Consider the following 21165-nt stretch of genomic DNA (forward strand, 5'->3'; position numbering starts at 1 on the left):
CCCCCCTTCCGTCATCCTGAGCGCAGCGAAAGATCTCCTGAATGAGGCATCGTGCTAATCTCGGAGATCCTTCGCTGCGCTCAGGATGACGGGTTATGTTAGAATACGGGGGAAACCTATTGCCGTCGATCTATCAAAATTGAAAAGTTATGTGTTTAATGGTACTTCCATCCTGCTCATATTTAACAGCAACTACATAACCCGTTTTTCTACCTTTAACAGCTTCAATTGGCGTACCAGCAACTTCCCAAAGACCTAAGGTACCAACATCAAGAAGGCCATGCATTGCTGCACGGGCAGCTGAGCCGGTAGGCATAGTTGCACGAAAGTTCTCAGAAGCGAGTTTCCCCTGCTTACTATTAGTATGATCGATAGGTATAGCTCCAGCAGCAATCAAACATGAACGTGTTTTGCAAGCGCCCAAATCTTTCGGATTTACACCATTTCCTTTCGATGCCATGACAACAGAGCATGCAGTTAGTGACACACTAATGAGGATAATCAATAATTTTCGAATCATTGTGAACATATTAAGTCTACTTAGGATTAAAAGTGAGCGGATAATAGCACCGCTCAAAATATTTTCATAGCTAATGCCTCACTACATTCTCATAGTATTCGAAGGTACCTCTGGCTCAATTTGTTTTATTCGATACAAGTTATCTGGAGCCCCATCAATTGCTTCTAACACTTCTTTCAATTGCACGATGTCATCTTCGGACAAATCCTCATCGACCTCATCAACAACTTTGCTTAAATTACCATCCTGGTCAATTGTATATTCAATATCATTGACATCATTTAATTCATTTAGAAATCGTGCCTTTGCGTTAACTGAATCCAAGCCAATGACCTTAGCGCCATCTTCAGTGAACTCTACTTTAATCGATACCTGCTGGTTATAACCATGCGTAAGTCTATCTAAAAGCGCCTTTTGTCTGTTATAGACTTCCATTTCTTTGGTTGTGATAAATAAATTGAGGAATCTTTGCCATAAGCTGTTTTCAACAGGGCTAGGTAAACGGAAGTCAAGCGTAGCATCCATTGCATCAATTATTCGATTAGCTGCCCCTAATAGGCCTTGAGTTATCTTGGAGACTTTGGGTTTATCATCCATCATAGCAAAAAAGCCTTCAGAATCAGCTATTAGTTCCCGAGCCTCGAGTAACGCACCCTGGGCCTCAACTAATCCGGGAATTTCTATACCAACTGTTTCAGCATGGACTACTAGTTGATCAAAAGCCTTAACAAACCTTTTTGCTTGCTTCATATTGTCAATATCAAGCGTTGGCTGTATCCCTTGTATAGAAGTAAGCTTTGCCAGTGCTTCCATCGGGGTATTAAACTGCTCATGAAACCTTGTTTGCCTGTCCCGATCAGCATCCTCTTCGTTTCGTACAGCCTCTTGATAGGCGTTTGCCAATTGACTTAATCTCTCCGTTTTTTCCTCCTCTGAAGGTGACTCTGACACTACAGCTTCTGTATCATCATGAAGTTTACTTGTTAGTTTTGCTATTTCGGTGTTCATGAGCTTTATGGACTTGGCTTTTTCAACATCAAGAACTTTTTGAGTAAAACTCACAATGATTGCTTGTACAAACTGATTAGCTATTTCTTCTTCGAAGTTGCGCTTGCAATATTCGCCATATAAATTGTTGATAGGAGGGACCAAACCTTGCCCCGCAAAATTAATCGCATTGATAACCTTGCGATTTAATTTGCTACCACTCTCATCTAAAAGAATAGGTAAAATATCATCCAATAATGATTCTGTATAAGCTCTTAGGCCAATTTGTGTAACTTCGGCTGATATTTTTTCATAGGCAGGGATAGGCCAGTGCATTTGCTCAAATATTCGGGATAGTTTGCCTAGGCTGTCTTTTGCTTGTAGAAGAAGATCCTGAGGATGATTTTCTTGTATACTTTTTTCCGTTTTCTTTGTTGTCAAATAAACTGCAAGGCCTGTATTAAGGCAAGAAGCAATTGCTTTGCCTGCAGATGTTTTAGATTGAGCATTCTGGTTATAAAAGATTTTCCACTTAGACATAACAATTCCACAATAATAATTAAGAATATTAGCAATTGTGTTCTATTAGGATTAAGAAATACTTAAAAAAAGATCTAAGTATTGAATGTTCATTATTCAAAATTTATATAAGAACAAGTCTATACGGGTCAGACCAGAAATATTTTTCTCAATTTGAATCATTATTTTTTCCTACCCTAGTATCTCGGGCTTAACCTCAGAGACTATTAACTTAGCTCTCAGTATTTTGTTGTGGGACTCTAAAAGTTGATAATCAGGCCTAAGAATAGCTTAAGGTCTCCAGTCATAAAATATACCTAATGAAGTAATTTTATGCACGCAGGGTGATTGTCATGCTAAAAATCAAAGAAATCGTTATCTCTAGTCCAACTTCTGGCGAGACCAATTTATCTTCCTATCAGATCAAAAATGGCAGACGGCCACTTATCATCGCTATGGGACACAATAGCTCTGATCGGGTCTACAGCATGTTGGGTTATATAACAAACTTGATGCAAAATGCCGCGATAGCGCATTCAGCAAATTTACAAGAAAATGCAGCCCTCCACGATGGCAGCGAATTAATTACACGTGTCTCCTTGGATGAGTTTAGCTTTTACCCTAAAGATAGACCACTAACTATCGATGAATATAGGTATATTATCGGAGAAGTTTATAAGCTAGCGAAAACCTTACCCCCAAATGTGCATATTCAGCTTGCCACCTTCCCTGTCTACTGGCCAAATGGTGTAGTACAGAATTGTAATTTGTATGTCCAATCACCAAAACGAATTGGTCAAGAACCTTTGATTCACCATATGTCAAAAGAGAACGCCTCACATATAGATTTTCAATATGGTTATTTGAATCAGGGAGTAGCGCGGTCAATTCCACTTACAGGTGATCGGCCTGACCTTGATAAGCGATGCGAGCCAGGACAAGACTGTGATCCTAATTTAGTTTTGCGAGGCACTGGAGTTGCGGTATACGATGTCAATCAGTATAAAAATGCGCTTCGAATTACATCAGCGAATGGGCAGAAAGCGCTTCAAGTTGTCGATATCTGTTTGGATCATGCTTATGGTGTAGGAAAACAACATTTAAGTGCTCTAATGACTCAATTGGGACTGAGAAGAGAACATGTTCCTGTTCTCGCTAGTCACATTATTAGCTCTAAAACAATTGACGAAGAAGAAGCGAATGCAGCAGCTACAGTAGTCCATGCCGATGTTCGAAACGGAAAAGTGGGGAAACATAAGCCGGTTTTTGCTAAACAAGCCGTTAACTTTAACGTTGGAGGTTTCGGAGCAAACGCTCAATACAGCGTATACCAACCTAAAGTCGTTGGTTTTTTATCGGGAAAGGATTTTGATAAGGCAATAAATTATAATTTTCTAGGCCATCCTGTAAATGTAAATGCCATTTATGGAAACGGCACGACGATGCTTCATGACATTGTTAATGATATAACCACAGAAACAGATTTGAAAAGAACGCTTAGTCGTATTCAAACTTTACAAAAATATGGCCTATCAATTGATATTCCTAATGCTCAAGGATTTACCGTAAGAGAGCTAGTCTGTCGGCAAACAGTAAATGCTCTAAATTCAAGGGATGATGTTCTTTCACTTATGACGATGCAAATTGCCAAACAGCTTGGTATTACTACCAATCAGATTATCGCATCTGATACACCAAAGTCACCCTTAGCAATCCCTCCCAAAATTGAGGTACCACCTAAGGTTAATCCCAATAATATCCTCGATAACTTTATTGAGAGAACAATTATTGAATTCAAAATAAAAAATAAAGTTGATCTTTCTTATGCACAGCAGATAATAGAAAACCAATTATTTGATTATTATTTGGGCAAAATTGAAGTGGATAAACTTTCAGAGATCTATGGATTTCGCCAAAAGTTTATTGATGGTACGTTCTCCAAACAAATGATTATGGAAACGTTCAAAGATTATCCTGACTTCCAAAGCAAAATCGCAAGACATGAAGAACGAATCGCATTAAAAAAAGAAATAGCAGAATTGAAAATGAAATTAGCATCTAAGGAACATGAACATCCCGATCCAGATAAAACCACAAACCCAGTAAATAAACACTCATTCTTCGGTACATCACAGAGTGCTGAAAAACAAGCTGAAGTGGAAAATGCACCTAATAGTCTATACCACGACTGAAATTGGCCTGTTTAAACAGCATGGTTTTCCCATATTCCCATGCTTCAGCTGCTTCAATTAATAGTCTCCATTGACCATAGGTATTTTTAACCCATGCAGCAGATATCACTTTACCCATAATCATAGACCTTCTGTAGATGATGATTTCGTTTTATGGTTTACTAAAAACTTATAGTATCCAGGGTTTCCACTATGCCTACCACGAACGATATAGCACCTAAGGCTAAAAATAAGTTTTGGCATTTTTTCCTCACGATGGCCAAACCCTATCGTTGGTGGTTTTTGGGCATGTTCTTTGTTGGTCTTTATGCGTCGCTTCATAGCGTCTTACAACCCTATGTTCTAAAAGTTTTATTAGACAGGATAGCTCACTCTAATAATAAAAATTTTCTAGCTCTTTGTTTAAACCCTGCCCTACTCTTAATTTTTTTAGGCTTTTTAATTACCTTGGTTTGGCGGTTTTATAATTATATAGTTTTGAAATCATTGCCAAGAATGAAAGCAGATATCATTGCGGTTACCACTGCTTATCTAAGAGAGCAATCCTATGCCTTTTTCCAAGATCAATTAAGCGGCACTCTTAGTGCCAAAATATCCGATCTAACCTCTAATATTCAAAATATCGCCAATTCTTGGTTTAACATTGCCAAGCAGGGATTAACAATTTCGCTATCGATTGTGATGGTTGGCTTAGTAAATCCTTACTTCAGTTTGATCTTTGCCGCTATTTCCCTGGTATTTATTTTCCTTGCTTATTACTGCTCAAACAGCATAAAACCCTATGCAGGTGCCTATGCGGAAGCAAAAACAAAGAACACCGGCAGCATAGTGGATTGTTTTTCTAACGTTTTAGATATGCTTTTGTTTGCTAGGGAACGCTATGAATCGGCTTATCTAAGCCAAACAACAAAGGATGCTGTTTTACAAGAAACAAAGATGCAATTTAAAAACATGGTGAATGCGTCCTTACTAGGAACCTTTGCTTGGTTACTGCAAGGCTCATCCATTTTATTATTAGTTTTTCTAGGAAATAAAGGGTTGATAACGGTTGGTGATTTTACCCTTGTTTTTATTTTATCGATGACTGTTATCGATCAAATATGGTTTTTAACAGAAAATTTATTAGTTATTGGCGAACAAACGGGTACTTGTGAACGCGCGCTTGAGACAATTTTTACTGAACATCTACAAAGAGCCCATCCCCCGGAGTCTGTCTTAAATGTTAAGAAGGGAGAATTGAAGCTGAATCAAGTTAATTTCGCTTACCTAGCAAATAATTTGGTAATAAAAGACTTTAGCCTTCATATACCAGGCGGCACAAAGGTTGGCTTAGTGGGTTACAGTGGTGCAGGTAAAAGTACTATTGTGCAGCTAATAACACAGCTTTTTGATGTCAGTGATGGGGAAATACTCATTGATCAACAAAATATTTCTACAATTAACAGAAAAAATTTACGTGAAAATATTGCCTTTATTCCACAACAGCCCAATTTATTTCATCGCTCAATCTTTGAAAACATTTTATATGGAAGAGTTGATGCCTCCTATCAAGAGGTCATAGAGGCTTCTAAAAAAGCCCATGCCCATGAGTTCATCATTAATTTACCCAAGGGCTATGAGACGATTGTAGGTGAGAGAGGTGTAAAATTATCTGGCGGACAACGCCAACGCCTCGCTATTGCAAGAGCAATCTTAAAAGATGCCCCAATATTGATCTTAGATGAGGCCACTAGTTCCCTCGATTCGATTACCGAAAAGTTACTGCAAGAATCGTTGGCAATCGCCATGAAGAGTAGAACCGTTATTGTAATCGCTCATAGGTTATCCACTATCCTTTCGATGGATAAGATAGTTGTCATGGATAAGGGAACGATTATTGAAATAGGAACACATCAAGAACTCATTGCAAGAGCTGGGTTTTATAAGGACTTATGGGATTCTCAAAGTGGTCATAGTGCTATTTAAAAATAGCATGTCGGACCTGACCAAAAACATGCAACTTGCGCTTATTGTAAATCAAGTGTACAATTTCAACCCATTTATGTCTGTGATAGTCTTATTAAGACCAACATATATAAAAAACTGAGGAACTATGTATAGAAGAGAAGAAAAAGGGCCTTCCACTTTTTTTCAAGGCCTTAACGAAACCTTATTACCACAAAATGAATTAGAAGAATTAGAAGAGAGCAAACAAAGCGATTATCCCACTTATATTGTGGGTAATGATCCGGTAATTACAGGCTTGGATAATTATAAATCGGATAAGAAGATGGGCTTAATTGCGACTGGCGGCCTCCGATCTATTCTTTTTGCTTTACAATTGAATAATTCCAATGAAACACCACAAATTATCTTAATTGATAATAGTAAATCTGTTTGTAAATTTTGGCGGGAACTGAAAAAATTCGTCGAACTTAAGGAAACTGAAGACAGCTTTCTAAGTTCATTGCCTCAGTTTTTTCAGGATAATGCGTCTTTATGTTATAACCATATTGAAAAAGAGGGAGTTAGCTATCAAAGTGAAATATTTGATAGCACAACGGAGACTCTTAGGCATAATCAAAATCCACAAAAATTTTTAGAAGCTATTATCAGCGAATTTGGATATGAATCATTCCGCTCCACTCTTATAGAAGCAAAAGTAATCAATCAATCCTGGACAAATAGAAATACCTTTGTCCAAGTTATGAAAGTGCTACAGCAATCAGGGATCGAAAATACCTACATGTACCCCTCAAATATCTTTGCTTATATGCAGTTTGATGCTGAAACAAGCGATGACGCGCCGAAAGTTTTAGAGAATATAGCCCTAGTTAACCCTAAGCTTTGTATCCATACCGATCTTCATTCCATATTTAGAACTTCAGCAAAAGCCTATTTAGTTGAAGCTCACAATCCTGAAGAAGTAAAAGAACTATTGGCCATTAAGCAAATCGATATCACTGCTACAATTATGGGATTTAGCTGGTGAAGGGACAATAGGTAGACAATAGGGGTCAGGAATAACCAAAGGGGTCTGACCCAAAATATGTATTATAAAATAAATAGATACATTCAAATTTACCCGGATTACTACCCTTAAAACCTAATTTTAATAAGAAAAATAGGTTTTAAGAAAAAAATCACCGTTGCCATAGCAATGTCAAAAGATGGCCTTTAATGTATTAATTAAGAAAAATACTTTATAAATTCTGGTGAACCAATTATTTTATTTTCTGTCCAGAATGGCTCTCGATTCAATTTTCCTGCTTTTAGGACATCATTGATTGTCTCTTGATGGTTCTCTTTAAAACTTTCAAATGAGCTATACCCTAAAAAAGCAACTAGCTCCGTAATTGCCAGTACTTGATAACGTTGTCTGCCAGAAAACAACTCATAATAACCGCAATGTTCCCATTCTATGGGGTGTAGAATTTGTCCAGTCCTTACCATATTCATATCGATATAAGTAAAACATCGGTGCAGATAATCTTCAGCCTCTACTATGCTAACGTGATACCTGTCCTCCCAAAACGCCCCTGTTCTCTTTTTTCTTAGGTTATATTCTTGTGCAGTTCGTCCTGCTACTAGCTGCATGGAAAGTGGCACGGTATCCTCATTTGTACACTTCACCAATAAATGAATATGATTTGATGTAATCATGTAATTTAAAATGCTAAAACCATAACGTTTTCTTGCTTCAAAAAGCCAATAACGATATCTATCCCTGTCTTGCTTGAATCTTAATAAAAACTGCTTTTGGTGACAGCGATGCGTTATATGAAACACTTCGCCAGAGGCATACACTCTACTTGCTCGAGGCATCTTCTTTCCTTTATTTGGACTTCCAGATGCCATTCTCTGCTAACTATATTAAATATTCAAACTTTAAAAAATAGCTTCTCCTTAAACGTTACTTTTCTTATTAAAATTGGCTTTTAAAGAGAAAATCAAAGTTAAATTATTAGTTATCTTTTTGTTTTATATATAATATTTTTGGTCAGACCCCCACATTGCCTCTACTGGCTGCCCCGTTTGTACAGCGATTAAAAGAGGTGTATCACCTTGAGCATTCTCTTCATTAACATCAATATCCTTGTTAGTGAGAAGTATTCGAATTGCTCTAAAATGCTCATCCTCAGCAATGTGAAAACTACTAATCTTGTCGCGACTCTCTTTGTCCGCCCTTTCCTTAATCGCTTTTGTGAGAGGTGTTTCGTCATTAGCATCAAGATCATTAATATTACCTGTCATAGTCTTTTTGTTCAAAAAACGAACTACTTCAAGTATAGATAATATTAGCGGAAAAAAGGTTAGTCTGTTTGTAGTGGTTTAGTATTCAAATAACAAGGCTATGGAACTTTAAGACTTTAGGGGTCAGACCCAAAATATTATATATAAAACAAAAAGATAACCAACTTTTTAATCTTGATTCTCTCCTTAAAAGCCAATTTTAATAATAAAAATAGCGTTTAAAGAGCAACGGTAGTTTTTTCTTAAAACCTATTTTTATTATTAAAATTAGGTTTTAAGGGTAGTATTCGGGATAAATTTGAATATATCTATTTATTTTATAATACATTTTCTTGGTCAGACCCCAATATCATTGCCTGAATGTAGGGAGCGAGACCTTGTGTCCCCCTATTTTTCAAAAAGTGAACGATTCTGATATTTTTTGAGTTGTCGACGGCGGTTTCTCTCTAGTACTGTCTTCTGCAAAGAAAATACCATCATAACCGTAATAACTAGATGGACTAGCCAAACTAAGTTCTGAACCTGTTTTCATTAGTTTCAAGAATTTTTCATAAGCTGTTTCAACGTTGTGAATCCTAGTTGCAACCTGAATAAGAGGAGATTTTGAGGTTTCATCTATCTTTGTCTGACCTGTACTTAAATCGATAGAGAGTGGTAATTCCTCAAAGGCTGCCATTGCAGGATCTAGAGTTATCATTGCTGATAAGCTGTCCCAAAATTGTAATTTTCCATAAAATAATTCCTCGCCCATCGCTATTAATAAGGTCGTTAACATGCTTTTAACTAACTTTAATGAGGGCAATGATTCCTTATCTAATCTTGCATAAAACTCTTTAGTCATAGGCATTTGGCAGGTAATGTCGATTGGGACAAGTCTTATAGGAAGATCTTTAGTCGAAAAAACAATTTCTGCTGCTTTGGGATCAGCATAAATATTCCATTCTGCCACCGTATTTTTTGTATCACGTATCAGATCCGAAATATTTCCAGGTACGTTTACCGCGCCGCCCATGATGGTTAGGTTTTCAATTTTATCTACACAATCGGGATGGGCGAGTATCAGCTGGGCAATGTTGGTTAAAGGACCTGTTGCGACTATCGTTACTTTTTCATTACTAGACATTAATGTGTCATAGAGTAATTGCACTGCAGAATCTGTAACCTGAGAATCCGTTGAACTTGGCACCTCTGTATTATTTAAAATTGTATCTGCTTCCTGTGTAATATATTCAGGAAAGGATGTGCCCTGATCATCAAGGGAAGAATTAATGCCATAGGCGACGGGGATTTTTACTGAAGGTTTTAACATTCGGCATACGCGCTCCATGTTTTCAGCACCAATCTTTGTAGTCGATTCTCCGTAGGTTACAGTGACAGCCACAACCTCTGCATTAAGTAGTAATAAACATAATGCCATTATGTCTTCATAGGCAGCATCGCCGTCATGTATTACTTTCATTACAATTCCTTGGTTTATATTTTAATTTCCAACTTAGCTTAGTTAGCACCGTCAAGTTTGTACGATTCTAAATTGTGCTTCATTCAGGAGATCCTTCGCTGCGCTCAGGATGACGGAATGTAATAGTAACTCACCCAAACTCAGTTTGGCCCACAATCTTGTTTGCTAGCAAAGCCTCGATTTGTTGTTGGGAATAATTGAGGGCAGCCAAAATAGCAGCTCCGTCAGCACCAATACGTGATGCTGCGTTAAGCCTATCACTTGGAACACCATCAAAGGCAAACCAGGTTGGCGCAAAACCTTCGTTTTTCCATCCATCTTTTTCACGTTGCTGAAAACGAATTGTTTTTGATGGTTTATCTCTGTGTCTGTTAGCTAATTGTCTACAAGTTTGGATCGGTACTGCTTTAATACCCTGTTTTCTTAGATAATCCAAAGCCTCGTCAACGTTTTTTTCTGCTAACTCCTTGGAAAGATCTTGTTTGCCCTGTGCGAAAATCCAACCGTTTGCTAAAGAATATACCCTTTCTCCAAGCGTCATCCCGGTAGCAAAAGGGCCTCTTGCAGAAGCAGGTTCGGTTGCATACTGCAAAGTCAGTTGTGCTAAGGTTGCCGCAGCAGCGAGGGAAGTTTCAGCCCAATCGCCCTGCCCGTCTTTACGATGCTCTCTGGCTGCCAAAGCGCTAACTGCTGCCCATACTGCCAGGTACCCGCATAGATAATCGACTGTGGATGCAACACCGTGAAAAGAGGGGCATTCTTCCCTCCCGAAACGCGTCATGATACCAGTAGAGCCTTGCAGCGCTGGGTCGTATCCAGGATAACCATGGCGTTCGCCTAAAAATTGGCCGCGATAAGCAGATAATTGAACCCCTATGGCCTTGGGATTTATTGATTTTAAAGATTGTTGATCAATTCCCAAGCTTTTCATTTGCTCATCTAACATATTAGCTAGAATGATATCCGCCTTTTTTACAAGGTTTTTGATAACTTCAAGGCCTTGATCAGTTTTAGCATCAATGATGATACTTTTTTTACCTGTACCAAATTCGCCAGTCCAGGTAACGACAATGGTAGGAGAATGTTCAGGTATTGCTGGTACGATTTGATAAACAATTGCTCCCAGCTCAGCCATCATTCTTCCTGCCGCAGGCCCTGCGACCACATTACAAAAATCCAATACGATATACCCTGTTAAGGGTAAGCGAACCGAAGCAGCTCCTGTTAATGCTGGTAAAGCAATTTTTCGAGCCGGTATCTTGGCTTCTTGCCGGCAGGCTTTTAGTGGTGGATAAGGTTTTGCGCTGCTCAGCCAGGATGAACGACCAATTTGCAATTTTTCACAGCCTTTGACCTCAGTGAAGATACCTGCGTGTTTCGCTTTAGAATCTTTTTTCCATTCCTCCCAATTTTGCATGGCAACACAGGGGAGACCGATACTGCAAAATTCTTGCTCCCATTCTGCTGCCGTTCTTTGAGCAAATGCTTGCTCTAGCATATCGGCCAACAAAGAGGTCATAGTAAAATTAAGCGCCATAGAATCTGCCAAGTTTCTTCCTAAATACGCTTGGCTTTGTGGCTGATAGCAAGATACATCGGCCATTCCGGCAGCTAAGGCTTGTTTCCATAAGCCAAGATGCTGCAACATTTTTCTGGTCAAACGCCGGTTAGGTGCAGTCATTGGTAAAATAAGGCGTTTATCCGCAGCCCAGTATGGTGAGGCCAAGGGAGTAAACCGCTGCTCCAACCAGAGTTGCTTAGCTGGATTTTTAGCAGCTTCTACCGCAATTTGTTTAAAGGTTTCGGGACTTAATCCTTCAGGTAAACCACCAACAACAGTAGGTGCTAAATGCTCAGGAATACCCTCGGAGGTTAGGCACAAAGCGCCGATAGCAGATAATCCGCTAGCCATGCGAGATACGATAATTGTTCTACCCAACCCACAACTCTCTCTGTCTAGCAATGAGGCAGCCAAAGCAATAGCTCCGTTTACTCCAGCATAAATCGAACATAAAGGCAGCGGTGTATATATGACCGGACGGCCAAGATAACGGGCGGAGGTTCCCATATCGGTGAAAAAACCCAAGAGTGCATTAAGCAAGTCATCACTGCAATCGTCTGCCAGATCACCGTAATCTTCATCGCCGGGTAAGGCAGCGGTGATTCGCATTAGGATTTGATGGGGTAAAAGGTCGATAGCTCTATCGCCATCTACAATAATGATGTCAGCAGAAGAGTGATCGATTAATGAATCTGCTGGTAGTGCAATTTTGCCTCTATTCAAATAATCATCTAAGGGCGTATTGCTTGCCTGCTGAAGATAAACTTCGGCACCTTGATCAGCAAATAATAAACCGGTTAAACGGCCTGTTAATTGATGGCTTAACTCGATAATTCGAGTAGATTGATAGGGAAGTCTATGCATGAGAGGGCATTCCAGTTCGTTGATTTGCCAAAATATTTTCTATACCCAAGTAACATCATGTGACCTGATAAGATAAATGTAAAGTAGATTTCCTATGAAGGCCTCTGCTAACATGCCTTTACCTACTCATGGAAATCAAAAATATGAAAAATATTTATAAGTTATGTTACACAACACTTTTAGCCTGCTCTACCCTATTATCACCAGCCGACGCATGCACAAGAGCACTTTATCACGGAGCTGATAACACCATTATCACTGGACGTTCTATGGATTGGAATGATTTCAATATTCCCAATCTTTGGGTTTTCCCTCGCGGCATACAACATTCTGGCCAGCCTGGCGGGAAACCAATGAGTTGGGCAGCGAAATATGGTTCTGTTGTGACAAGCATGTATGACTTAGCAAGCGTAGATGGTATGAATGAAAAAGGTCTTGTCATGAACCTTCTATATTTAGCTGAGTCTGATTATGGGGCAGCCTCGGCAGATATACCTTCGGTATCAATTAGTTTGTGGGGACAGTATGCCTTGGATAATTTTGCCACAGTCGATGAGGCAGTTAAGGCTTTTCAAACTAATCCCGTACATGTTCAGCCCTTCAATTTACCGAATAACAGACCTGCTACTGCGCATCTGTCTTTATCAGACAATACCGGTGATTCTGCGATTTTTGAATTTATTGATGGTAAATTAGTTGTTCACCATGGAAAACAGTACACGGTAATGACAAACTCCCCTATTTATTCACAGCAGTTAGCATTGAATGACTATTGGAAAACGGTTGGCGGTACAGCGTTTTTGCCTGGCACCGACCGTGCAGCAGATCGGTTTGTCCGCACTCAGTTTTATATTGATACTATTCCTAAACAGGCTGATCAAACTCTTTTAAAAGGTATTCCCAACCAAAAATTCGAGTATCAGGCTGTCTTAAGTGTACTTTCTGTAATACGCGCCGTATCCATTCCAATGGGTATTACCACGCCTAATCAACCTAATATTGCAACAACCTTATGGCGGACCGTAGCTGATCAAAAAAACATGGTCTATTACTATGACTCAGCTACAACACCCAATGCCTTCTGGGTATCTTTTGACAAGCTAAATTTCAAGGAAGGTTCTCCTGTGCTTAAGTTAGCCTTGGATAAAGGCCAGGTTTATTCTGGAGAGGCTAACGCAGAGCTAAAACCTGCTGAATCGTTCAAGTTTCGCTAATAGGTCAACAAGCCCCGTCACTAAGCTCCTCGCTATGGCCGGGCTTAGTGCCTACGAGGCTGACCTATTACTACAATATTGATTTATTAATAGGTCGGATAATGTTTCAAACTACCTTATATGTTATTTATGATGGTGAATGCTATTTTTGCAATCATACCGCAAAGGCTTTAAAAATTAAGGAAGCTGTTGGTGAGTTAGTATTGATTAATGCCAGGGAAAATCATGAGTTAATCAATGAGGCGCTTAGGCAAGGATTTGATATAAATGAAGGGATTGTGGTCTATTACAGACTAAAATTTTATCATGGAAAAAAAGCGATAAATTTACTTAACAGACTTGCCGATAAATCAACGATTTTTAATAAGCTTTCTCATCTTATTTATAAAAATAACTGCGCTACGTTTCTCGGGTATCCTTTTCTAAAACTACTGCGAAATGTGAATCTTTCTTTGCAGGGAAAATCCAAAATTCAAAATAAAGATTTTTGCCCTATCTTCAAACCTATTTTTGGCGATGATTGGGAGAATTTACCTGAGGTATTAAAACGGCATTATGCGAACCGCCCTTATTCAGAGGATATCACTCGAGCAAAGGGACATATGACGATTACTTTTTCTCCAATTATGAAACTCTTAGCCCCTGCCCTATCACTTTTTAAAGTATTTGCTCCTAAGCCCGGAAAAGATATCCCTGTTGAGGTTGATTATTTAAGTAGTCCAAAGAATTCCTCTTTTATTTTTGATCGTCGCTTTTATTATCCTCATTTAAACAAGCCCTTTACCTTCAAAACCACCTTATGGCAGATTAAAGATAAGCTAATTATTGATACCTTCCGTTTTGGAATCGGATTAAAAATGCGTTATCAATTTGATGGCACAAAAATTCAATTTATCCATCGCGGATATGCTCTTGTACTAGGTAAATTGCGAATCCCCTTACCTTTAACCTTTCTATTAGGTAAAAGTTATGGTGAGGAAACTGCATTAACAAATTCTAGTTTTCATTTCTTTATAGAGTCTGTTCATCCGCTATTTGGCCTTATTATTCGATATGAAGGGGTGTTCAATCTATTTTAATGGCGTTGCGGCATTTTCCTGACATAGGTAAAGCCATATCTAAATGAAAGATCAAAAAAGTATAACTTTCTATTCTCTATCTTTAATAGTCACTATTAACTAAAACATATTCAATTTAATTATTTACAAAGCAAATAGCGCGATAATAGACCATGTGTTTAGAAACAATGAAGGAGCTAATTATGCACGCGGTTTACTGTTATAAAAGTTATATTAATAGTGATGATTTAGGAGCAAAAGCGCTTGAGGATGTAAGTATTATTAAATCTAAAAGTGGGTATTTACAATTTGAATATCTAACTTTCCCTAATTATTCATCATCTACAATGGGGAGAGGTTGGGGGGCCAAAATCACATCAGGCACTATGGATATTTATGAAATTAAAGATGAAAGTGCTTACCGTGTAGCGCAAGTGGCTATTATAGGAAACAAGCTAGATATTAAACCTCATAGTAATGAGTCTTTTTACCCAGGCACTAGAGCCCCATCGGATAAAGAAGATCTTATTGAGACAGTTACTAATCTATTTGCACCCCAGATTAAAGCCCTGACAGAGTTAAAAGAGCCTGCTCTTACAGCGGCATCAAGGGGAACTAGTAAGGCTGTCTTTTTTCAGCCAGGACTCACCAACTTTCGAGAAAGCAGTGATGATAAGCACAAATGTCAAATCCTATAATCAAGGGCTTTGTCGCGAAAAAATTAAGAACATTGGCGAGTTTATTTTGATCTTTTTGACTCAGTATTAGTTTTGTTGAGGAACTTATAATGACACCCGAAGAAATGATTGTTCATGGAGCTGATATCAGCGCTCACTATTTAAAAGACAACCCTCGATATAGAATTATTCGCTATAACGAAAATGTTTATGCGGTCAATCTTGATGAAAATAGAGTGGCTACTGATTTTATTCACTTGTGGAAAAGCCATAAAGGGAACAATCCAGTCGAAGAGCGCGAACTAGGCCACGGAGCAATAGGTACTGTATATGCTAAAACAGAGGATAAAGTTAAAAAATCCCCATTATTTTTCACAGCAGGAATGGGGCGATTCCCTAAAAGAAACCGGGTAGACCCGGATGAGTTTATCCAGAATAAAAGCGACAGCAATAGTAAAATACTAGATCAGCTATTTGCGCTTAAACAAAATGGCCTCAATTCAGTTTTTGTCTTTGGGTTGCATAGCATAAAAAAACCAGATAATCCCATGTTTTTTATGCCCAAAGTAAGCTCTTACAAACCACGACATAAAGAATTCAACCGCATGCAAATCGACTTTATCCTTAAATTAAAGCAAGTTAATGAAATGGGATTTGCTCATGAAGATTACTGTGGATCGCTGAGTGTCAAACATTCAAGTTTTCAAAATGAAATGGTGACCCGGGATGGAATCACATTGATTGATATGGACAATGGACTTCTTGAAATATATGCCATGCATAATCCTTTGTGCGGCCAACAGGCACGGATGAGAGATCAGTGGTTATTAGTCTATCTTAATAAAAAGAATGTGGACGTTTTAAATGACCTGGAGTATTGGTATCAAACGCATAACTACGAACCTATCTCTGAGTCTCCCGAGGAGATTTTAAAAATTGTAAAAGATTTACCTAAACAAATTGTGGACAGTATTACTCAGCAGGCAGCACAAAGAGTTAGCGGATCAAGTCACAACAGCTGGGTGACACAATCCAGTGAACCAAGCCCTAGTTATGCCGAAGAATTAACAATTGCAACTGTTCTACAAACGTTCCCAAGCTCATCAATTGATAGCAGTGAGCAACAGGTAGCAGCATCCAGTATACCCCCTACTTTTGCAGAAGGCTCAGAAACTGATCTGCTGTCGCTCTCAGAATCACCAGTACCCCATATAGATCATCGGGATCCACAGGCAGAAGCATCTAGTATACCCTCTGCTCCTCTAGAAGAATTATCAACTGATCCGCAATCGCTCTCAGAATCCTCAGGAACAAGTAGGGAAACTAGTGAACAACGGGCATCATCCAGTGGGCCTCGACCTGATTCGGTAGAAAAATTAAAAACTTTACGTAATATGGTAGTAACCAAACAAGAGTTTTTTTGGGTCCGGAAACATAATCTGGATAAACGTGGTGACAATACCCCGGAAAACTTATCTAGTAGGCCCCATAAAAAGTTGGCGTCATGACTAAATCACGGGTAATAGGTCCCCCCCACACCAGTACTGAATTCCCGCGGCTTGACCGCGGGATCTATATCGGAGCGGGGCTGACCTATTACAAGGACGTACGTCATGTCGAACGTAGAGAGACATCTCCTGATATGTAGCACTGTGCTAATCCCGGAGATCCCTCACTATGTTCGGGATGACGGGCGATGTTTGGGTGACGGGGGTGACCTATGACAAAGACGTACGTCATGTTGAACTTAGAGAGACATCTCCTGAGTGTGGCACTGTGCTAATCCTGGAGATCCCTCACTATGTTCGGGATAACGAGCGATGTTTGGGTGACGTAATAGCAAGGTTTTTTGCCTAAGGGGCTGACCTATTATGAATGTTCTTAAATCAGATTTACTTCAACAAATACATTTTTCTGATCCGACACGACATGCCCTCTCTAGCATCTGAAATTGACTGTTAGATAAGGACCACCTACTGCAAAATTACCTTGAGTATGCTTGGCACTTGATATCGAGGTACCTGTAGCTGGCTGCATTTTGCCATAGAGAAGAGAGCCCGCTAATTGCCCCACTAAATGCATGCCATGATTAAAGTTATAAAGAGTTGTTCAGGATTTTTCGGCGCAAACCATAACACATTAATTATAAATAAAAACTAGCATTGCTATCCTGCTTGGTTGTGTGCTTCGGCATGTCAAAGATCTCAGGTTACAAGGTTGATGTCCTATAATTAACCATTATAGGTAGGAGACTATAACCCTTTGACCCTGTCAAAAATGTCAGTGGCTCATAGATAGCCTTGTGGGTGAAAATTTAGTCAATTAACTTGCTGAGAAAATCTATGAAAAAATTAAAATCCCGTGTTCTTCCAATACTGACAGCATCGTTACTTTTCCCTCTGGCAGCGCATGCATCACTAACTCTTTATACTACTGGTTGGTCAATGTACGGTGAATCCCCCTATGAGTACGATGGTGCTTATAAAAATGGTCAGCCCTACGGCAAGCTAAGCTATGTCTCTAACCCTGATATGGTTGCCCAATTTAATAAGGCTGATGTTGTCGCTTGGGGATTTTTACAGGTATGGAATAATGCTGATCCTAATCAGGCGCAGTACCAAATTCCTGCGTCTTGGAATGGTCTGATGCATTTTGATGATCTATGGGGCGAGCTACCATTAGAAGGATCCTGGGTTTCTCCCCTACCACCGGAAACAAATGAATTTCTGGATTTCTGCCGAACCAATGCAGGGGCTTGTGCTGCTGTACAAATGAATGGTACTACCAAGGTAAGGGAGTTATTTAATTACACTGATCAGAAAGGCGTTGGCCAGTTGAATAGCTTCGGCGCTTTTATCAATTCAAGTAAATATAAGGCAAAACGAATTATCGCCGTAGGCGGAGCAAATACACCAGAAAATAAAGCAGTAAGTACCTATACCTTTGATGCTATTTTTGCAAATCAAGATAAATTTCTAACCCAATTTAAAACCTGGATGACTCATTTTAAAAATCTAAAAGGGATTGACTACGATTTTGAACCACCGATTGATGTGCAAACCGGTGGCCAATTACCACCTGATGCAAAGACTCTGGCAGATTATAAAAACCTGTTTGAGCTTGTTAAAGCGAGCAGAACCACTTTAGGAAAGGATGCTTATATTTCAGTGACAATTACTGTTAACAAAGAGTATTTAACTGCCATTAATAAGTCAGTAGAAGGTGGATGGTTTAAGGCTGTTGCGCCTTATGTTAATTCTGTCAATTTGATGACCTATGACTTACACGGACCTTGGAGCCAAAGTTCGGATCCTTATACAGCCGTTCATGCTTATCTCCAACATCCAGAGACTAGTCATAAGGATGAGTTTGCCATCAATTACGGAACCGATGCTATTACCGAGCAAGTGTTAGGCTATGGTATGCCCAAAGAAAAACTACAAGTCGGTCTTGCAGCTTACGGTCGAGGTTTTTCTGGTGTTGCTCCAGGCGAAGATAAGGAACTACCAGGTTTTGAACAGCCCTGGACTGGTCCTAGCCATTTTCCAACAACCTACTCAAATCAAGATGGTATGTTTCCCTATAAGTCCGTAGATCAAGCAATTAGTCAATTAGCTTACAAAAGCTATGATATTAAAGCCTTAGATAACGAAAACCAGCCTATAGTCCTCGGTTCTTATCTATATAACCCTTCGACTAGACAGTTTATTGGTTATCAGTCGCCTGCGGCAGTAAAGGCGGTTTGTCAGTTTGTCAAAACGAAGCAATTGCAAGGTGCGATTATGTGGAGTGCAGATACTGATTTACCAGTATCGAATCCGAACAGCTTGGTCGCTGCTTATAAGAGTGTTTGTAACTAGTGTGTCGTGGAGTTTTTTAAACGCCACTGCCATTAAGACATCCGTTCGCGCGGAGGTCTGTGCCTAAGCACATGTCTCGAAGCGTCACTATGAAAGGCTTCGAGACATGTGGTATCCCCACGAATTTGAAATTCAGAAGTGTAACTAAAAAGATGTTTATTTATTGCTTAGACTGGTCTGTTTTTCTGTCATTCCTGCGCAGGTAGGAATCCATCCCTCAAACATGGTGATGGGCTTCGCTTGATAAATGGATTCCCGCCTACGCGGGAACGACATAAGAAAGAGCATAATGATTTAATAAATAACTATTTTTTGAGTTACAAATTTGTGGGGATACCTCAGTTCGAGACGGCCTAAAGGCCTCCCCAGCCCGAACAGCCTTGAGGTAGCGTCCAAGGCCCAACCTATAACTGCGATCTTTACGTAGTTTAACCAATAAGTGTTTAAGTATTCCCCTCTAGAATAACCTGCTCGCTAATTAAGAAAAATAGCCAACCTATATTTCAATCAATTTTATCAATAGGGATTTTATTTGCGCAGAGATGGATTGGCTCCAATATAAAGCAACTACATGCAGTACGAATTCATACTGCATATATAAAATTTTTCACTAACCATAGGCCTGACAGTTATTATTTAGCCAACAGCTAGAGATAGTTAGGGAATAGGTGCATTGCCCTACTGGAACTGTATTAGTGTTAGTTTGGGGATTGGTTATAGGAGTTAATAAGCCAATATTATCGCCCTCAATTTCACGCTTATACATGGAAATTGTATTATCCTCATTGTTACTACAGTGTTGAGCATCAGGGTAATTATAACCGTTAGCTACATAACCAAACTGCCCATTCTGACTAAAAATCATCCTATCGACCGTTCCCATACCTGTCGATACTGAGGCAGGAGTTAGGTAACTTAACATCCCATCATCCGCAATAGCTATCATAAATATAGTGCCTTCAGAGGTAGGAATATAAAGATTTTTACCATCAGGAGACATATTAAAATAAGTTGTCGTTTGCCCCTCAGGAATCATAAGTACAGGTAGGGCTGATAAAGTTCCTTGTGCTGGATCAATTTGATAAGTAAAAACAGAACCGCTACAGAGAACGAAGAGGAATCGATTATCAGGGGATAAAATCATATCCGCTGGATTTACTCCTGTTGGAACCTCTTGAAGATAGGTTAATATACCTGTTGCTGGATTCACCTTAAAAGTAGTAATAGTGCTGGTATACCCATAAAAATTTCTAACATAGGCAAATTGTCCACCACTTGTAAATACTAGCGACATGGGCCAATGAGCCCCATAGGGCAGGCCACCATCTTGTGTACTTGCTATGGTTTGAATGTTTTTTAAAGCCCCATATGGTCCGTCCATGACATTGTAATTAATTTGATAAACACCAATAGTATTATCGCCAGAATTGGGGATGTATAAGAATTTTCCTTGGGGATCGACAATAGGATTCTGTACATTCGAACCTGCTGATACTACGCTGTTATCAGGTAGTAACTCTAACCTACCGGTTGCATCATTTATTCGATAAGCAGTAATTGTACCGCTGCTGTAATTACCTAAATAAGCAAATTCACCGGATGGTGTAAAGGCTAATGAGCCAGGGTTATTTTCAGGATTTGGTATAGAGGTAAATTGGCTTAAAGTAAGATCAGACTGATCAATAGCGTATGCGCTTAATGCGTATTCATTCAGATTAGAGTCCCATCCCTTCCCATATAAATAACTTCCTGAAGGATCTATCGTTAAAAGACTTGCACCATTGGAATTGATTACTGGCTCTGACAGTAGAGTTAATAATCCAGTTTGAGCATCAATATTAAACATATAAATATACTGATTACTTCCACTAGGAGCATAACTACTAGCGGCGTAAATAACTTCCTGGCCTACAAAACGAGGCTTAGCGAATACTTCTCCTGCACTGTTGGTTGCTATTAATGTACTAATTACGGGGAGAATCCATTTTCTTTTACCTGAGATCATCTTAATTCCTTATAAA

Annotated in this window: 16 protein-coding genes; 8 read left to right on the forward strand and 8 right to left on the reverse strand. The window is 39.2% G+C overall.

Annotated elements, in window-relative coordinates; all coding sequences use genetic code 11:
* Window positions 1-133 precede the first annotated feature (133 nt).
* Both BN1094_RS07915 and BN1094_RS07920 read right to left on the reverse strand, forming a co-directional pair.
* Window positions 134-529: a hypothetical protein gene (locus BN1094_RS07915; RefSeq protein ID WP_245614253.1), complete on the reverse strand. Its 396-nt coding sequence runs from the start codon at window positions 527-529 to the stop codon at window positions 134-136.
* Between the two features lie 72 nt (window positions 530-601).
* Window positions 602-2047: a hypothetical protein gene (locus tag BN1094_RS07920; RefSeq protein ID WP_043873906.1), complete on the reverse strand. Its 1446-nt coding sequence runs from the start codon at window positions 2045-2047 to the stop codon at window positions 602-604.
* A 332-nt stretch (window positions 2048-2379) separates the two neighbouring features.
* On the opposite strand from BN1094_RS07920, the gene BN1094_RS07925 reads away from it, so the two are divergent.
* Window positions 2380-4218: a hypothetical protein gene (locus BN1094_RS07925; protein ID WP_043873907.1), complete on the forward strand. Its 1839-nt coding sequence runs from the start codon at window positions 2380-2382 to the stop codon at window positions 4216-4218.
* Here BN1094_RS07925 and BN1094_RS19810 read toward each other — a convergent pair.
* Window positions 4196-4336, reverse strand: a complete 141-nt coding sequence (locus tag BN1094_RS19810; protein WP_176695279.1) for a hypothetical protein — start codon at window positions 4334-4336, stop codon at window positions 4196-4198. The two genes, BN1094_RS07925 and BN1094_RS19810, sit on opposite strands and share 23 nt — an antisense overlap.
* Window positions 4337-4410: 74 nt before the next feature.
* Here BN1094_RS19810 and BN1094_RS07930 point away from each other — a divergent pair, with 74 nt between their 5' ends.
* Together BN1094_RS07930 and BN1094_RS07935 are read left to right on the forward strand one after the other, a co-directional pair.
* A complete protein-coding gene (locus tag BN1094_RS07930) occupies window positions 4411-6183 on the forward strand; it encodes an ABC transporter ATP-binding protein (protein ID WP_245614255.1) in 1773 nt (590 codons plus the stop codon).
* Between the two features lie 127 nt (window positions 6184-6310).
* Complete coding sequence (locus tag BN1094_RS07935) at window positions 6311-7189, forward strand: hypothetical protein (RefSeq protein ID WP_043873908.1); 879 nt, start codon at window positions 6311-6313, stop codon at window positions 7187-7189.
* A 197-nt stretch (window positions 7190-7386) separates the two neighbouring features.
* On the opposite strand, the gene BN1094_RS07940 is transcribed toward BN1094_RS07935, so the two are convergent.
* The 4 genes from BN1094_RS07940 to BN1094_RS07955 form a co-directional block, all read right to left on the reverse strand.
* A complete protein-coding gene (locus BN1094_RS07940) occupies window positions 7387-8022 on the reverse strand; it encodes a transposase (RefSeq protein WP_052403203.1) in 636 nt (211 codons plus the stop codon).
* A gap of 156 nt (window positions 8023-8178) precedes the next feature.
* Window positions 8179-8466 carry an ankyrin repeat domain-containing protein gene (locus BN1094_RS07945; RefSeq protein WP_141650446.1) on the reverse strand — a complete coding sequence of 96 codons (288 nt, stop codon included), beginning with the start codon at window positions 8464-8466 and terminating at the stop codon, window positions 8179-8181.
* Between the two features lie 379 nt (window positions 8467-8845).
* Window positions 8846-9910, reverse strand: a complete 1065-nt coding sequence (locus tag BN1094_RS07950) for a nucleoside hydrolase (RefSeq protein WP_043873910.1) — start codon at window positions 9908-9910, stop codon at window positions 8846-8848.
* A gap of 130 nt (window positions 9911-10040) precedes the next feature.
* Window positions 10041-12335 carry a CoA transferase gene (locus tag BN1094_RS07955; RefSeq protein WP_043873911.1) on the reverse strand — a complete coding sequence of 765 codons (2295 nt, stop codon included), beginning with the start codon at window positions 12333-12335 and terminating at the stop codon, window positions 10041-10043.
* A 143-nt stretch (window positions 12336-12478) separates the two neighbouring features.
* Here BN1094_RS07955 and BN1094_RS07960 point away from each other — a divergent pair, with 143 nt between their 5' ends.
* The 5 genes from BN1094_RS07960 to BN1094_RS07985 all read left to right on the forward strand — a co-directional run bounded on the left by BN1094_RS07960 (window position 12479) and on the right by BN1094_RS07985 (window position 19144).
* Entirely contained in the window at window positions 12479-13549 is a 1071-nt protein-coding gene (locus BN1094_RS07960; protein ID WP_043873912.1) for a linear amide C-N hydrolase, read from the forward strand.
* A gap of 101 nt (window positions 13550-13650) precedes the next feature.
* On the forward strand, window positions 13651-14628 hold the full coding sequence (locus BN1094_RS18825) for a DUF4166 domain-containing protein (RefSeq protein ID WP_052403204.1): 978 nt from the start codon (window positions 13651-13653) through the stop codon (window positions 14626-14628).
* 182 nt (window positions 14629-14810) lie between these two features.
* Window positions 14811-15305 (forward strand): hypothetical protein, encoded by a 495-nt coding sequence (locus BN1094_RS07970; RefSeq protein ID WP_043873913.1) that lies wholly within the window; start codon window positions 14811-14813, stop codon window positions 15303-15305.
* A gap of 89 nt (window positions 15306-15394) precedes the next feature.
* Window positions 15395-16792, forward strand: coding sequence for a hypothetical protein (locus tag BN1094_RS07975; RefSeq protein ID WP_043873914.1), 1398 nt, complete (start codon window positions 15395-15397; stop codon window positions 16790-16792).
* Window positions 16793-17626: 834 nt separating this feature from the next.
* Complete coding sequence (locus BN1094_RS07985; protein WP_043873916.1) at window positions 17627-19144, forward strand: glycosyl hydrolase family 18 protein; 1518 nt, start codon at window positions 17627-17629, stop codon at window positions 19142-19144.
* Between the two features lie 610 nt (window positions 19145-19754).
* On the opposite strand, the gene BN1094_RS07990 is transcribed toward BN1094_RS07985, so the two are convergent.
* A complete protein-coding gene (locus BN1094_RS07990; RefSeq protein ID WP_043873917.1) occupies window positions 19755-21149 on the reverse strand; it encodes a lactonase family protein in 1395 nt (464 codons plus the stop codon).
* Window positions 21150-21165: the final 16 nt, after the last annotated feature.

It is taken from the genome of Legionella massiliensis (assembly GCF_000756815.1).
Lineage (GTDB): Bacteria > Pseudomonadota > Gammaproteobacteria > Legionellales > Legionellaceae > Tatlockia > Tatlockia massiliensis.

Bases quoted from the DNA above. Each gene is read 5' to 3' on its own strand.
- BN1094_RS07955 (WP_043873911.1), bottom strand. From the start codon at position 12,335: ATGCATAGACTTCCCTATCAATCTACTCGAATTATCGAGTTAAGCCAT.
- BN1094_RS19810 (WP_176695279.1), bottom strand. From the start codon at position 4,336: ATGGGTAAAGTGATATCTGCTGCATGGGTTAAAAATACCTATGGTCAA.
- BN1094_RS07960 (WP_043873912.1), top strand. From the start codon at position 12,479: ATGAAAAATATTTATAAGTTATGTTACACAACACTTTTAGCCTGCTCT.
- BN1094_RS07940 (WP_052403203.1), bottom strand. From the start codon at position 8,022: ATGCCTCGAGCAAGTAGAGTGTATGCCTCTGGCGAAGTGTTTCATATA.
- BN1094_RS07990 (WP_043873917.1), bottom strand. From the start codon at position 21,149: ATGATCTCAGGTAAAAGAAAATGGATTCTCCCCGTAATTAGTACATTA.
- BN1094_RS07925 (WP_043873907.1), top strand. From the start codon at position 2,380: ATGCTAAAAATCAAAGAAATCGTTATCTCTAGTCCAACTTCTGGCGAG.
- BN1094_RS07975 (WP_043873914.1), top strand. From the start codon at position 15,395: ATGACACCCGAAGAAATGATTGTTCATGGAGCTGATATCAGCGCTCAC.
- BN1094_RS07950 (WP_043873910.1), bottom strand. From the start codon at position 9,910: ATGAAAGTAATACATGACGGCGATGCTGCCTATGAAGACATAATGGCA.
- BN1094_RS07920 (WP_043873906.1), bottom strand. From the start codon at position 2,047: ATGTCTAAGTGGAAAATCTTTTATAACCAGAATGCTCAATCTAAAACA.
- BN1094_RS07935 (WP_043873908.1), top strand. From the start codon at position 6,311: ATGTATAGAAGAGAAGAAAAAGGGCCTTCCACTTTTTTTCAAGGCCTT.
- BN1094_RS07985 (WP_043873916.1), top strand. From the start codon at position 17,627: ATGAAAAAATTAAAATCCCGTGTTCTTCCAATACTGACAGCATCGTTA.
- BN1094_RS18825 (WP_052403204.1), top strand. From the start codon at position 13,651: ATGTTTCAAACTACCTTATATGTTATTTATGATGGTGAATGCTATTTT.
- BN1094_RS07930 (WP_245614255.1), top strand. From the start codon at position 4,411: ATGCCTACCACGAACGATATAGCACCTAAGGCTAAAAATAAGTTTTGG.
- BN1094_RS07915 (WP_245614253.1), bottom strand. From the start codon at position 529: ATGTTCACAATGATTCGAAAATTATTGATTATCCTCATTAGTGTGTCA.
- BN1094_RS07970 (WP_043873913.1), top strand. From the start codon at position 14,811: ATGCACGCGGTTTACTGTTATAAAAGTTATATTAATAGTGATGATTTA.